The sequence below is a fragment of the Nocardioides silvaticus genome (genome assembly GCF_003160695.1).
Taxonomy (GTDB): Bacteria; Actinomycetota; Actinomycetes; order Propionibacteriales; family Nocardioidaceae; genus Nocardioides; species Nocardioides silvaticus.
This window is the reverse complement of the sequence record NZ_QGDD01000006.1, coordinates 192,545-206,069: the sequence shown is the minus strand read 5'-3', so window position 1 is coordinate 206,069 and position 13,525 is coordinate 192,545. Positions and strand designations below refer to the sequence as shown.

General features: G+C 71.9%; 14 protein-coding genes. 6 read left to right on the top strand and 8 right to left on the bottom strand.

Annotated features, from left to right (window positions below; all coding sequences use genetic code 11):
• Positions 1-31: 31 nt before the first annotated feature.
• Entirely contained in the window at positions 32-1,048 is a 1,017-nt protein-coding gene (locus DJ010_RS14470; RefSeq protein ID WP_158283025.1) for a zinc-binding dehydrogenase, read from the top strand.
• A 5-nt stretch (positions 1,049-1,053) separates the two neighbouring features.
• On the opposite strand, the gene DJ010_RS14465 is transcribed toward DJ010_RS14470, so the two are convergent.
• Positions 1,054-1,530, bottom strand: coding sequence for a MarR family winged helix-turn-helix transcriptional regulator (locus DJ010_RS14465; RefSeq protein ID WP_109694951.1), 477 nt, complete (start codon positions 1,528-1,530; stop codon positions 1,054-1,056).
• A gap of 89 nt (positions 1,531-1,619) precedes the next feature.
• Here DJ010_RS14465 and DJ010_RS14460 point away from each other — a divergent pair, with 89 nt between their 5' ends.
• From DJ010_RS14460 to DJ010_RS14450, 3 genes are read left to right on the top strand one after another with little or no spacing between them, the layout of a single operon-like run.
• Positions 1,620-2,186 carry a YceI family protein gene (locus DJ010_RS14460; RefSeq protein ID WP_109695165.1) on the top strand — a complete coding sequence of 189 codons (567 nt, stop codon included), beginning with the start codon at positions 1,620-1,622 and terminating at the stop codon, positions 2,184-2,186.
• Positions 2,187-2,199: 13 nt separating this feature from the next.
• Positions 2,200-2,775, top strand: coding sequence for a GNAT family N-acetyltransferase (locus tag DJ010_RS14455; RefSeq protein WP_146207358.1), 576 nt, complete (start codon positions 2,200-2,202; stop codon positions 2,773-2,775).
• 54 nt (positions 2,776-2,829) lie between these two features.
• Positions 2,830-4,185, top strand: a complete 1,356-nt coding sequence (locus tag DJ010_RS14450; RefSeq protein ID WP_109694947.1) for an ABC1 kinase family protein — start codon at positions 2,830-2,832, stop codon at positions 4,183-4,185.
• Here the strand turns inward: DJ010_RS14450 and DJ010_RS14445 are convergent.
• Genes DJ010_RS14445 through DJ010_RS14435 form a run of 3 tightly spaced genes read right to left on the bottom strand, consistent with a single transcriptional unit; the run spans position 4,182 to position 6,295 of the window.
• Positions 4,182-4,721: a DinB family protein gene (locus tag DJ010_RS14445; protein WP_109694945.1), complete on the bottom strand. Its 540-nt coding sequence runs from the start codon at positions 4,719-4,721 to the stop codon at positions 4,182-4,184. The genes DJ010_RS14450 and DJ010_RS14445 overlap by 4 nt on opposite strands.
• 10 nt (positions 4,722-4,731) lie before the next feature.
• Entirely contained in the window at positions 4,732-5,499 is a 768-nt protein-coding gene (locus tag DJ010_RS14440) for a VOC family protein (RefSeq protein WP_109694943.1), read from the bottom strand.
• A 16-nt stretch (positions 5,500-5,515) separates the two neighbouring features.
• The gene (locus DJ010_RS14435) at positions 5,516-6,295 is read right to left on the bottom strand and encodes a sulfite exporter TauE/SafE family protein (RefSeq protein WP_109695163.1); all 780 of its coding nucleotides are present in this window, start codon (positions 6,293-6,295) and stop codon (positions 5,516-5,518) included.
• A gap of 30 nt (positions 6,296-6,325) precedes the next feature.
• Here DJ010_RS14435 and DJ010_RS14430 point away from each other — a divergent pair, with 30 nt between their 5' ends.
• Positions 6,326-7,186, top strand: coding sequence for a cobalamin-binding protein (locus tag DJ010_RS14430; protein WP_109694941.1), 861 nt, complete (start codon positions 6,326-6,328; stop codon positions 7,184-7,186).
• On the opposite strand, the gene DJ010_RS14425 is transcribed toward DJ010_RS14430, so the two are convergent.
• The 4 genes from DJ010_RS14425 to DJ010_RS14410 form a co-directional block, all read right to left on the bottom strand.
• Positions 7,172-8,074, bottom strand: a complete 903-nt coding sequence (locus DJ010_RS14425) for an NAD(P)-binding domain-containing protein (protein WP_109694939.1) — start codon at positions 8,072-8,074, stop codon at positions 7,172-7,174. The two genes, DJ010_RS14430 and DJ010_RS14425, sit on opposite strands and share 15 nt — an antisense overlap.
• Before the next feature lie 94 nt (positions 8,075-8,168).
• Positions 8,169-9,038 (bottom strand): putative endonuclease domain-containing protein, encoded by an 870-nt coding sequence (locus DJ010_RS14420; protein WP_109694937.1) that lies wholly within the window; start codon positions 9,036-9,038, stop codon positions 8,169-8,171.
• Positions 9,039-9,195: 157 nt separating this feature from the next.
• Entirely contained in the window at positions 9,196-11,202 is a 2,007-nt protein-coding gene (locus DJ010_RS14415) for a vWA domain-containing protein (protein ID WP_109694935.1), read from the bottom strand.
• Between the two features lie 21 nt (positions 11,203-11,223).
• Positions 11,224-12,633 carry a MoxR family ATPase gene (locus DJ010_RS14410; protein ID WP_245927568.1) on the bottom strand — a complete coding sequence of 470 codons (1,410 nt, stop codon included), beginning with the start codon at positions 12,631-12,633 and terminating at the stop codon, positions 11,224-11,226.
• A 37-nt stretch (positions 12,634-12,670) separates the two neighbouring features.
• On the opposite strand from DJ010_RS14410, the gene DJ010_RS14405 reads away from it, so the two are divergent.
• Positions 12,671-13,498, top strand: coding sequence for an adenylate/guanylate cyclase domain-containing protein (locus DJ010_RS14405; RefSeq protein WP_158283024.1), 828 nt, complete (start codon positions 12,671-12,673; stop codon positions 13,496-13,498).
• The last annotated feature ends 27 nt before the right edge of the window (positions 13,499-13,525 follow it).

Below are 13,525 nucleotides of genomic sequence, written 5' to 3'. Positions count from 1 at the left end.
GGAGCTCGAGCAACGAGCCCAGGAGGTCCGCATGAGAGCCGCCGTCACCAACGTCGATCCCGCCGCCCCGCCCGTCGAGGTGCGGGAGGTGCCGCCGCCGAGCCCCGCACCGGGGTGGGTGACCGTGCGGCTGCAACGGGCGGCCCTCAACCGGCTCGACGCGATGCTGCTGGCGGCCCGCACCGAGGAGAAGCCCGACACGGTGTACGGCGCCGACGGGGCCGGCCTCGTCCATGAGGTCGGACCCCCGGTCGCCGGCCACGACACCGACGTCGCTCCGGGAGACCGGGTCATCATCTGCCCGTCGTTGCACTGGGGCGAGGACGAGCAGGCCCCCGGCGCCTCCTACGAGATCCTCGGCTCCCCCACGGACGGGACGCATGCCGAGCTGGTCGCCGTACCCGCCGCCAACGTGCACCGGGTGCCGGCTCACCTCTCCTGGGAGGAGGCGGCAGCGCTGCCGCTGGCCGGCCTCACCGCCTGGCGCGCGTTGGTGACCCGCGGTCGGCTCAAGGGCGGCGAGACGGTCGTCGTGGGCGCGGCCTCCTCCGGGGTCGGCAGCATGGCCGTCCAGCTGGCCCACGCCCACGGGGCTCGGGTCGCCGCGGTCACCTCAGGACCCGCGAAGGCCGCGGCTGCGTCGGCCCTGGGCGCGGACGCGGTCGTCGATCGCAGCCGCGGCGCCGTCGCCGAGCAGCTGCGCGCGCTGGTGCCCGAGGGCGCCGACCTCGCGCTGGACCCGACGGGGGCGCTGTGGCAACCGTTCGTCGACGCGCTGCGCCCCGGCGGCCGGCTCGTGGCGGTCGGCAAGATGGCCTCCGCCACCGCCGAGCTCCGGGTGCAGTCGGTCTACTGGAAGCAGGTCGACGTGCTCGGCTCGTCCATGGGCAGCCCCCGCGACTTCCGCGACCTGCTGCGCCACGTCGAGGAGCACCGCTGGGCTCCCCTCGTCGACTCGGTGTTCGGACTCGGCGACGTGGCGGCGGCGTACGCGCGCCTCGACGCCGACGACCGGATCGGCAAGGTCGTCCTCGACACCACGCGCTGACGTCGTCAGCGCGGCCGCTCGTCCTCCTCACGAAGGCGGGAGACGAGCCCGGAGAGCACCTCGCCCAGCAGGGCGACCTCCCGCGCGCTCAGCGGCTCGAACATCAGCCGCCGGACGGTCCGCGCGTGACCGGGCGCCGCTCGCTCGATCGACCGTCGTCCGCCCGCGGTGACCACCACCTGGGCGCCGCGGCCGTCGCTCGCGCACTCCTCCCGCCGCACCAGACCGCGCGCCTCCATCCGCTTGACGTGGTGGGAGACGCGGCTGCGCTCCCACTGCAGGGCTCGCGCGAGGTCGCCCACCCGCATCTGTCTGCCCTCGACCTCCGAGAGCTCACTCAGCACCTCGAAGTCCGGGAAGGACAGGTCGGAGTCGGCCTGCAGCTGCGCGTGCAGCGCGACGGGCAACAGGGCGGTCGCCTGCAGCCAGTCGCGCCAGACGCGCTGCTGCTCATCGGTCAACCACGGGCTGTCAGCACTCATGCGAACGATCTTAAGCGAAGTGATTGACACATCACCAATCTTGGGTTCACGATGTACGTGACACATCACCAATCATGGAGGTTCCCATCATGACCACCCTCTCCACCTCACCGGACCTCGCCGGCCTGCAGGGCGACTACGTGCTCGACGCCGACCACACCCGGATCGGGTTCGTCGCCCGGCACGCGATGGTCACCAAGGTCCGCGGCGCGTTCACCGCATTCGAGGGTCGCGCTGCCATCGCCGGCGACGACCTGTCCGGGTCGCGCGTGGCGCTGACCATCCAGGCGGCCAGCATCGACACCCGCAACGCGCAGCGCGACGAGCACCTGCGCAGCAACGACTTCCTCGCGATGGACCAGTTCCCGACGATCACGTTCGTCTCCACCGAGGTACGCCGGTCCGGCCCCACCACCGTCGCGATCACCGGCGACCTCACGATCAAGGACGTCACCCGCTCGGTCACCGTCCCGTTCGAGTTCGGCGGCGCGGCGACGGACCCCGACGGTGACTTCAGGATCGGGTTCGAAGGGTCGGTCGTGATCAACCGCAAGGACTTCGGCATCACCTGGAACGCGGCGCTGGAGACCGGCGGCGTCCTCGTCGGCGACAAGATCGTCCTGGAGCTCGACGTCGCTGCGGTCCGCACGGCCTGAGGGAGGTGCGGCGGTGAACAGGCACCAGCTGGACCGGCGTCGGATGGAAACGGCGCGGTCCGAACGCCTGGTCGTGGCCGGCGTGACGCTCAGCATCGCTCCGCTCGAGCACGGCGACGTCGCCACCGTCCGGGCGGTCTTCGACCAGCTCGGCGAGCTGAGCCGCACCCGCCGCTACCTGAGCCCGGTGCCACGGCTCACCACCGCTGCCGCCACCGCCCTCGCGGACGCCGACGGGTTCCGGCACCACGCCGTCGTCGTCCGCGAGGGTCCGGGCCGGCCGGTCGCCCTCGGCCGGCTGGTGCGCACCGAGGCCCGACGCGCCGAGCCGGCCCTGGAGGTGGTCGACGACTGGCAGGGTCGCGGCCTCGGCCGGCTGCTCCTCCGCCGGCTGCTGGCCGACGCCCGGGAGCTCGGGATCGCGTCGCTCGAGGGCACCGCGAGCGCGGACAACCGCCCGGTCCTGCGGCTGATCCGCCACGAGCTGTGCCCCAGCGAGATGACGTACGACGACGGCGTCGTCTCGTTCACCGCCTGGGTGCCGTCCCGGGCTCACCACACCCCGTGCGGGGAGCGCCATATCGCGTGAACAGCTTGCTGCGAGCGCCCCCGCCGGGTTGGTGCGATCGGCGAGAATGACGCCATGGCCGACCTCCCACGGACCGCTGCTGCACGCACGGCACGACTCGCCGCCCTCCCCCTCGGGTACGCCGGTCGCACCGCGCTCGGGTTGGGCAAGCGGCTCGGCGGCAAGCCCGCCGAGACGGTGATGACCGAGATCCAGCAGCGCACCGCCGAGCAGCTCTTCCGCACCCTCGGGGAGCTCAAGGGCGGGGCCATGAAGTTCGGCCAGGCACTGTCGATCCTCGAGGCGGCACTGCCGGAGGAGATGGCGGCGCCGTACCGCGAGCACCTGACGAGGCTGCAGGACTCCGCGCCGCCGATGCCGACCCAGACCGTGCGCGACATCCTCGCCGCGGACCTCGGCCCGGACTGGAAGACGAAGCTGGTGTGGCTCGACGGTGGGCCGAGCGCGGCCGCCTCTATCGGGCAGGTGCACAAGGGCCGCTGGCACGACCCGGAGACCGGGCAGTCGCGCGAGGTCGCGGTGAAGGTGCAGTACCCCGACGCGGGCGCCGCGATCGAGTCCGACCTCAAGACCCTCGCCCGCGCAGCCCGCACGATCGCGCCGCTCATCCCAGGCGTCGACATCAAGCCGCTCATCGAGGAGGTCCAAGCCCGGGCCAAGGAGGAGCTCGACTACCCGCTCGAGGCCGAGGCGCAACGCACGTTCGCGGCCGCGTTCCACGGCGACCCGGAGATCGTCGTACCCGAGGTCGTGGCGGTAGGACCGCGCGTCCTCATCACCGAGTGGCTCGAGACGCCGGCCTCGCTGGCCTCGATCATCACCAACGGCACGCGCGAGGAGCGCGACCACTACGGCGAGCTCTACGTGCGCTTCCTCTTCTCCGGCCCGGCGCGGACGGGGCTGCTGCACGCGGACCCGCACCCCGGCAACTACCGGATCATCCCGAACGCCGACGGGTCGCCCGGCCGGCTCGGGGTGCTGGACTACGGCGCGGTCGCGCGGCTGCCCGAGGGCGGCCTGCCACGGCCGTTGGGGCGGTTGGTCCGGCTCTGCGCGGACGGCGACAGCGAGGCGCTGCTGACCGGCATCCGCGAGGAGGGCTTCATCAAGGACAAGATCCGGATCGAGCCCGAGCTGCTGATGGACTACCTCAACCCGTTCGTCGAGCCCAGCCGGCACGAACGGTTCCGGTTCACCCGGGCGTGGATGCGCGAGCAGTTCCAGCGGATCAACAACCCGAAGGACCCGACCTACACGGTCACGATCAAGCTCAACCTGCCGCCGTCGTACGTGCTCATCCACCGCACCTGGCTCGGCGGGGTCGGCGTGATGAGCCAGCTCGAGGCGGAGGCGCCGTTCCGGGCGATCATGGAGGAGTTCCTGCCCGGCTTCGCCGACACGGAGGGCTAGTCGCCGACCTGCCCGTCGATCGACTCGCGGATGAGGTCGGCGTGGCCGTTGTGCCGGGCGTACTCCTCGACCATGTGCAGCAGGATCCACCGCAGGCTGTAGGCGTTGCCGGAGCGACGGCTGGTGCGGACCGAGAGCGTGTCGAGCCCGTTCGGCCCGGCGAGCGCCGCGTCGATCAGCTTGTCGGAGCGAGCGACGGCCTCGTCGAAGAGCGCGAGCAGCTGCTCGGGGGTGTCGTGGACGGCGGAGTCCCAGTCCCAGTCGCGGTCGGCGTCCCAGTCGATCGCATCGAACGGCGGCATCATCAGCTCCGCGCCGTCGAGCACGACCTCGAACCAGTTCGACTCGACGAGCGCGAGGTGCTTGACCATGCCGCCGAGGGTCATCGTGCTCGGCGGGAGGGTCCGGGCGAGCTCCTCCTGGGTGAGTCCGGAGACCTTCCAGCGCAGGGTGTCGCGGTGGTAGTCGAGGAAGGCGCGAACGGTCGTCGCCTCGTCGGCGGCCAGCGGTGTGTGGGTGCGGGCGTCGGGGTCCATGCCGGCGACGCTAGTCCGTCGGCGGCTTCGGAGGCACTCCGGTCTCGGGGTCGCGGTCGGTGATGCAGTAGCGGCGTCCGAGCGGGTCCGTCAGGACCGTCCAGTGCTCACGCACCTCCTGCACGGTCGCGCCGACCGCGACGTGCCGGTCGGTCTCGGCGGGACGGTCGGTCGTCGCCCAGTCGAGGTGGGCACGGACGGTGCCGGACTGCTCGCCGAGGCGTTGGAGGAGCAGCCGCACCGGCTGACCCTCGGGCCGCACCAAGGACGAGAACTCCGGCGAGACCGACGACTCCCGCTGCTCCCAGCCGGTGAGGTCGCGCCAGAACGCCCGCTCGCTGTCGTACGACGACGCCGGGATGTCGATGCAGACCTGGTCGGCCAGCGAGGAGTGCCCGCCGGGCCAGGCCGTCGGCGCCGGCCGGACGCCGGCCGGGTGGTCGACGAAGCAGAGCTCGAACCCGCCCGGGGACCGCATCACGACGTAGCCGTCGTCGGCGAAGTCGGCGACCTCGGTGGCGCCCAACCCCACGGCGCGGTCCGCGGCGGAGCGGGGGTCGGACACGTGAAGGTCGAGGTGGATCCGGTCCTCCCCGTCCCTGAGCCGCTGGACGCGGAGGAACGCGTCGCCGTCGCGCGGCACGAGGGTCGCGAACTCGCCGACCTTGCCACGGCGCGGACTGACGTCGTACGTCGTGAGGGCTGACCAGAAGCGCAGCCCGTCGTCGAAACCGTCGGCGCTGAAGTCGAGGAACGCGGTGATCCAGAAGGGGCTCACGCCCCCACGATAGGGCTCACCACACCCCGAAGACGTCGCCACCGATGCGGACGATGAACGCGGACACCACGACGATGAAGAAGACGCGGACGAACTTCGCGCCCTTCTCCACCGCCGTGCGGGCGCCGAGGTAGCCGCCGGCGAGGTTGCACACGCCCATCACCAGACCGACCTGCCAGAGCACGGCGCCCGTGGGGATGAAGAGCAGCAGCGCGCCGAGGTTGGTGGCCCAGTTGGCCAGCCGCGCCTTGGCCGAGGCCTCGAGGAAGTCGTAGCCGAGCAGCCCGACCAGGGCGAACACGAGGAAGCTGCCGGTGCCGGGACCGAGCGCGCCGTCGTAGAACCCGATGACCGCGCCCACGGCCATCGCCGCAGCGAGGTGTTGGCGCCCGGCGAACCGCAGCAGCGTCTTCTCGCCCACCTCGGGCTGCAGCACGACGTAGGCGCCCAGGACCACGAGCACCACCAGCACGATCGGCTCGAACGCCTCGCGCGGGATCTGCGAGGCGACCAGCGCACCGGCGAACGACCCGACGAGGGCACACACCATCAGCGGCCCGAAGGTGCGGGGATCCGGCCGGACCCGCCTGTAGTACGTCGCCGCGGCCGCCGACGTGCCGCAGATCGACGCCACCTTGTTGGTCGCGAGGACCTGCACCGGCGTCGCGCCGGGCAGCCCGATGAGCAGCGCCGGCAGCTGGATCAGGCCGCCGCCTCCGACCACCGCGTCCACGAACCCGGCTGCCAGCGCGGCCAACCCGAGCAGGACCAGGACGGTCAGGGTGGGCTCGGACATCGCCTCCATTGTCCCCACTACTGTCGGGACGTGCGGATCGTGTCCCTGCTGCCCTCCACCACCGAGATCCTGTTCGCCGTCGGTGCTGGCGACGACGTGGTCGGCGTGACCTTCGAGTGCGACTACCCCGCCGACGCCCGGCAGCGGCGCGTCGTCTCCACGTCCGCGATGCCGGAGGGCCTGACCCCGCACGAGATCGACGAGTACGTCGCCGACGCGATGCGTCGCGGTGAGGATCTCTACCACCTCGACGCCGGTGCCCTCGCCGACCTCGACGCCGACCTGGTGGTGACCCAGGACCTCTGCGCCGTCTGCGCGGTCGACGTGTCCGTCGTCGACGACGCGCTGGCCCACCTGGGCTGCACGGCCGAGGTGCTCACCTGCGACCCCCACACCCTCGACGAGGTCCTCGACTCGATCCTGCTGCTCGGCAAGGCGGTCGGGCGGGAGGCGGTTGCCGAGGAGCTGGTCGCCTCGCAGCGGGCCCGCCTCGAGGCGGTGGCCTCACGGGTCGCCGGACGGCCGCGGCCCCGCGTCCTCCTGCTCGAGTGGACCGATCCGCCGTTCGCGCCCGGCCACTGGATCCCCGAGATGGTCGAGCTGGCCGGCGGACACTGCGTGCTCGGCACCGCCGGCGAGAAGTCGGTCCGCACCACGTGGTCCGACGTCGCGGCCGCCGAGCCCGACCTGGTCGTCGTGGCTCCCTGCGGCTACGACCGGCCGGCCGCCCAGGAGCTCGCCGACGACGTCGTACGACGTGGGCTGTTGCCCGCCGGTGTCCCCGTCCACGCCGTCGACGCCAACGCCTCTTGGGCCCGCCCCGGCACCCGCCTCGTCGACGGCGTCGAGGAGCTGGCCGGCGTGCTGCACGGGTCGTCATTGCCAGCGTGAACCATCGCCCTCGCTGGCAAGGACGACCCCACTGACGAGGCTGGTCAGCCCCAGCTTCCCCTGGCCATCGGCGATCTCGCGCTCGATGCGGGCCGCGACGGCGTCCAGTCCGCCGGCCCCGAGGCTGGACTGCCCGCGCACGGCGACCAGCTGCTCGAGCATCACGAGGTGCTCCACGAGCGTTGCCGGACCAGGCGGGAACACACCAGCTCGAACCTCGCCGACGACGTGGGTCACTCCACGCGGGACGTGATCGAGCTGGGCGGCCACCAGCTCCGCGAACTGGTCGATGTCGACGCCCGCGGTCCGCACCAGCTCGAGTGCCCGGAGCAGGCCGAGCTGCGCGTCGTACCAGGCGCCGTAGAGCGCGAGGTCGAGGGTGGCCGCTGCGTCCGGCTCCTCACCGATGAAACGCGGCGTGCCGAGCAGCTCCAGCGTCGGGGCGTGCTCGGCGAACGCCGACGCGGACCCGGAAAGCAGGAGCGTCGCCGCGGGCGTGCCGATCGATTCCGGCGAGGCGTGGATCCCGCCGTCGAGGTAGGACGCACCGGTCGTGCCGACGCGGCGGGCGGCGGCACGGGCATCCTCCGGAGAACCGGTCACCAGCGCGACGACCGCGCGGCCGGCGAGGTCGGTGCTGATCGATGCCTCCAGGAGGGCGTCGACCGCCACGTAGTCGGTGAGGGTCAGCACCGACAGCGGCGCAGCGGCCAGCGCCTCTGCCGCCGTGGCCGCTCGGGCGGCACCGGCGTCCACGAGCGGGTCAGTTCTGGCGGCGGTGCGGTTCCACACGATCACCGGTCGCCCGGACCCGAGCAGCGCGCGGGTGACGGCACTCCCGATCGCACCGGTGCCGAGGACCGCGACAGGATCATCACTGGTAGCCATGCCTCCACCCTGCGACTTCAAGTGCGGTTGAGATCAAGCTCGGGCGCGGTCGTCATTGCCAGCGAGGTCCATCGGCCGCGCTCGCCATGACGACCTAAGCGGCCGGGACTCCGAGCCTGCGAAGGTCGGCGGCCACTGTCCCCGGCTCGTCGCGCAGTTCTCGGGAGGTACAACGGACGACCAAGCGGCCCGGCGTGGTGAGGGCGCGCTGCCGCGCGAGATCGTCCTCCCAGTGCTCGACCTCCATGTGGAAGCCTCCGTCGACCTCGAGAACGAGGATCCTCCCGTCCGGGAGCCGCCACTCGCAGTCGGTGAAGTGCACGCGACCTGTTGCGTCCCGCCGCTTCACCTGACGGAACGGCGGCGCGAGGGAGTAGCGCCGGCACATCCGCCTGACGTCGATCTCCGACACCGACTGAGCTCCGCCCGCGATGTCATCCAGCACGCCCTTGAAACGCTTGGACCATCGGAGCGGCTTCATGCGGTCGACCCAGTTCGAGAGCGACTGCGGACTCGTCAGTCGCTGTTGCACGACAGCCGCGAGGACGCCCTCGGCAGTCCGGGTCGACCGCTGGTAGGCCGCGAAGCGGAGCACGGCAGGCTCGACCATCGCTACCGGGAGGTGGGATCCGCGGTGGCGGAGCTGGGCAAGCGGTCGCCTCGTCTCCACGAACCGGACTCCTGGGATCGGTTCGTCTCCCACGTCGAGCCCCCGTCGCACGAGCACCGTCACCTCGTCCCGGTGCCAGTTGCGCAGCCCGTGCACCTCGGCGGCCGTCAGGTCGCCCACGATCGAGTCACCGCCTGCGTGCAGGACCCCGAGCCACATCTGCTGCTCGCGCGTGAGGACACCGGTCGTCGTGCTGACCACGGTGGAGCTGAGACCGCGCCACCGCTCTGTCGCGATCCGGTGATTGACCGCCCACCTCTCGAACCCGAGCCCTCGCAGCTGCAGCCGGGTCAACAGACCCGCCTGTTCGGCTGCTCGGCGCCGCCACCGTTCGTCCTGCACCCGAGGAGAATGCCCGCGGCGAGCCGATCACGGGCCCGTCCTCCACAGGGACGAGAGTCGTCATTGCCAGCGAGGGCTATGGACCACGCTGGCAATGACGACCGCGGCTTCAGCCGACCCAGAAGCCCCGGCCGCCGAAGAAGTCCCCGTACGAGCCGGCGCCGAAGCGGCTGCGGGGGCCGCGGGAGCCGAGGTAGGAGCCGACCACGGCGGCTCCGAGGTCGTCGGACTCGGGGGCGATGACGGTGCCGTCGGCGCGACGGGCCATGGAGTCGATGAAGCGGGCTAGGCCGGGGTCCTCGCCGAGGCGGAAGAACGTCGTCTGCGCGCCGAGACGGCGGGCGTTGTCGAGCTCGCGTACGGCGAGCGCGATGGTCATCGGGTGCGGCGGGTAGTCGAAGAACACCTCGCCGTTCGGCTCGAGGTGGGAGGTCGGCTCGCCGTCGGTGACGATCAGCAGCACCGGCTGGGCGTTGGGGTGCTTGCGGAAGTGGCGGTTGGCGAGCAGCAGGGCGTGGTGGAGGTTGGTGCCCTTGGCCCAGCGCGCGTCGAGCGCGGTGAGCTGCTCGATGTCCATCGTCTCCGCGTGCCGGCCGAAGCCGATCAGCTCGAGCGAGTCACCGCGGAAGCGGGTGCCGATCAGGGTGTGCAGCGCCAGCGCGGTGCGCTTCATCGGCACCCAGCGTCCGTCCATCGCCATCGAGAAGGAGGTGTCCACGCACAGCGCGACGGCGGCCTGGGTGCGGGCCTCGGTCTCGGCGACCTCGACGTCCTCGATGGACAACCGCGGCCCCGACGGGTCGCCCGCCCGGCGGAGCACGCCGTTGAGCATGGTGCGCGGGATGTCCCACGGCTCGGTGTCGCCGAACTGCCACTCCCGGGTCGCACCCGACAGGTCGCCCGCAGCACCGGCCTGGCGCAGCTCGCGCTGCCCCTGCCGGCCGGACAGCCGCTGGGCGACGTCTCGCAACAGCGCCTTGCCGAGCTGGCGCATCGCCTTCGGGGTGAGCCGCAGCTCGCCGTCGAAGCCGCGCTCCATCGCGCCGGACTTCCTCAGCGCCCGCTCCAGCTCCTGGAGCCGGCGCGCGTCGACCGCGGCCTGGTCGCCGAGCTGGCGGGCCAGCTTGTCGAGGTCGACGTCGTCGAGCCGGGCGCCGCCGTACGACTGCGAGAGCTGGTCGGCCAGCGCGTCCAGCTCGGCGAGGTCCTGCAGCATGCCGGTGCCGTCACCGAGGCCGACGCCCTGGTCGCCCTGGAAGCTCTCGCCACCGCCCCAGTCCTCGCTGGGTCGCAGCGACTGCAGGTTGGCGTCCATCCGGGCGAGCTGCTCCATCAGCTGCGGCGAGCCGAACGCCTGGGCGGAGAGCTCCATCAGCTCCTGCCGCTGCTCCGGCGTCATCGAGTTGAGCATCCGCTGCGCCGCAGCGGAGCGCTGCGCCATCGCGTCGATCAGCTCGTCGACGGATTGCGGGTTCTCGGGGAAGAAGTCCCCGTGCTTGGCCATGAAGTCGTCGAAGTCCTGCTGGGTGTCCTCGCCGCGCGCGTGCTTCTCGAGCAGCTCGTTGAGGTCCGAGAGCATCTCCTGGATCGCGGCGCGGTCCTCGTCGGTCGCCCCCTCCAGCGCCTGCTTCATGCCGGCGAACCGCTGGTCCAGCAGCTCGCGGCCGAGGAGGTCCTTGATCTGCTCGTAGGCCTCGCGGGCCTCCGAGGACTGCCAGTCGTAGTCGGAGAGCTCGGTGACGGCGGCCGCGGTCGAGTCGGGGAGGTTGTCGAGCCGCATCTCGCGGAACGCCCGGTCGCCGTCGTCCATCATCGCGTCGCGGGCGAGCTGCTTCCGTTCTTCGAGTACGGCGCGCTCGAGCAGCTCGCGCACCTCCGTGAGCGTGCCGTCGAGGTTGTGCCGTTGCAGGATGTCGCGCCGGCGCTCGGCCACCCGCCGGGCCAGGTCGTCGAGCCCGGCGCGGTCCTCGCCACCGCGGCGGAGGAACTCGCGCATCGCCCGCTCCGGGCTGTAGCCGGCCATGACGTCCTCACCGATGGCGTCGAGGGCCTCGGCGATGTCGACGGGCGGCGCGAGCGGGTCGCCGCCGTCGTACTTCCGATAACGGCTGCTCATCGGTGATCGAGCCTGTCGAGATCAGCCATAGATCGTCTCGCTCCCGTCGGAGTCCTTGCCGATCTTGCGGGCGAGGAACAGGCCCTCGAGGGCGAGCTCGATCGCGCAGGCGCGCTCGCCGTCGGTCTGCCCGCCGCCGGGGCCGAGCACCCGTTCGCAGACCTCGTCGTAGAGCTCCGACTCCCCCAGCACCGGCAGCCCGGCCAGCACGTCGCGCGCCGAGACCGCGGCGCCGGTCACGACCGTGGCGCCGCCCTCGATCGCGTCGACGAGCAGCGCGAAGTCGAGGCCGCGGAAGTGCTGCCGCACCGTCTCGGCCGTGGCCGTGCGGAGCAGGTGAGTCAGGATCTCCTCCTCGCGGCCCTCCTCACCCGACTCGAACTCGATCTTGCCGCCGAGCACGTCGACCGCCGTCTCGAGGTCGACGACGCGGGCCACGGCCCGGTCCTCGCCGAGCACCGTCGCCCGGCGCAGCGCGGAGGCGGCGATGGTCTCGGCGCCCGCGATGGCGAACCGCGCGGAGACGCCGGAGCGCTGGTCGACCGCGGTCGACTCGCGCAGGTTGCGCGTGAACCGCGCCAGCACCTCGAGCAGCGGCTCCGGCACGTCGGCGACGAGGTGCGCCTCCTGCCGGATGACAGCCATCTCGGCCTCGAGCTCGGACGGGTAGTGGGTGCGGATCTCCGCGCCGAACCGGTCCTTCAACGGCGTGATGATCCGGCCGCGGTTGGTGTAGTCCTCGGGGTTGGCCGACGCCACGACGAGCACGTCCAGCGGCAGCCGCAGCACGTAGCCGCGGATCTGGATGTCGCGCTCCTCCATCACGTTGAGCATCGCGACCTGGATCCGCTCGGCGAGGTCGGGCAGCTCGTTGATCGCGACGATGCCGCGGTGGCTGCGCGGGATCAGGCCGAAGTGGATGGTCTCCGGGTCGCCGAGCGAGCGGCCCTCGGCGACCTTCATCGGGTCGACGTCGCCGATCAGGTCCGCCACCGAGGTGTCGGGCGTCGCGAGCTTCTCCGCGTAGCGCTCGGTGCGGTGCCGCCACGAGATCCGCAGGTCGTCGCCGTGCGCGGCCACGGCCGACTGCGACGCGACGGTGATCGGCTCGTAGGGGTGCTCCCCCAGCTCCGAGCCGGAGATGACCGGGGTCCACTCGTCGAGCAGGCCGACGATGGTGCGGAGCAACCGGGTCTTGCCCTGCCCCCGCTCCCCGAGCAGTACGACGTCATGGCCGGCCAGGAGCGCCCGCTCCAGCTGGGGCACCACGGTGTGCTCGAAGCCGTGCAGCCCGGGCCAGGGGTCCTCCCCCGCCGCGAGCATGCTGAGCAGGTTGTCGCGGATCTCCTCACGCAACGTCTTCTGGACGTGCCCGGAGGCACGCAGCTCGCCGAGGGTGGACAGGGTGGGAGCGCCGATTTCGTTGGCCACCCCATCACGCTACTCACTTCATCAATACAGTGACGGCGTGACGATCGTGCTGGGTGCCCTGTGCGTGGTGCTCCTGGGCGTGGTGGCAGGCCTGGCGGTCGTCGTACGCCGTCAGCAGGCGGAGCTCGCCACCGCCGAGCAGCACGTCGCGGAGCTCGAGGCGGACCTGGCCACCGCGCTCCGCCCGCCGCCGGCGCAGAAGCCGGCCGAGCGCGCGATCAGCCGGGTGATCCGTACGGCGAGCAGGGTGCGCGAGCAGGGCATCACCGGTCTGATCCAGAGCACCCTGGAGGACCTCTCGGCCTGGGCCAACGAGGAGCAGGCCGAGATCGTGCACATGGCGGCCCCCGACGGCACCGTCACCTTGTTCTTCTCCGACATCGAGAACTCCACCCACCTCAACGCCCGGATGGGCGATCGCAACTGGGTGCGGGTGCTCGAGGCCCACGACCAGGTGCTGCGGAACCGGGTCACGCAGTACCGCGGGCAGGTCGTCAAGACCGCCGGCGACGGCTTCATGGTCGCCTTCCGCGACGCCGAGGCGGCCTGTCGCGCGGCGGTCGCGATCCAGAGCGACCTGCGCCGCCCGACGGAGCAGCTCCGGCGGCACGGGAAGATCCGGGTCCGGATCGGGATCCACACCGGTCAGGTCGTGGCCAAGGACGGCGACTACTTCGGCGAGAACGTCGCCATGGCGGCCCGGGTCACCGACCTGGCGTCGGGTGGCGAGGTGCTGTGCAGCGACGCCGTCCGGGCCGCCCTCGAGGACGACGCGCAGGTCCGGCTGGTCGACCCGACCGACCCGATCGAGCTCAAGGGACTTCCTGGCACTCATGTCGTCTGGCGTGTGGTGCCTCCGGTGTGAGGCGTGGTGCCACCTTCTAGGATCGGC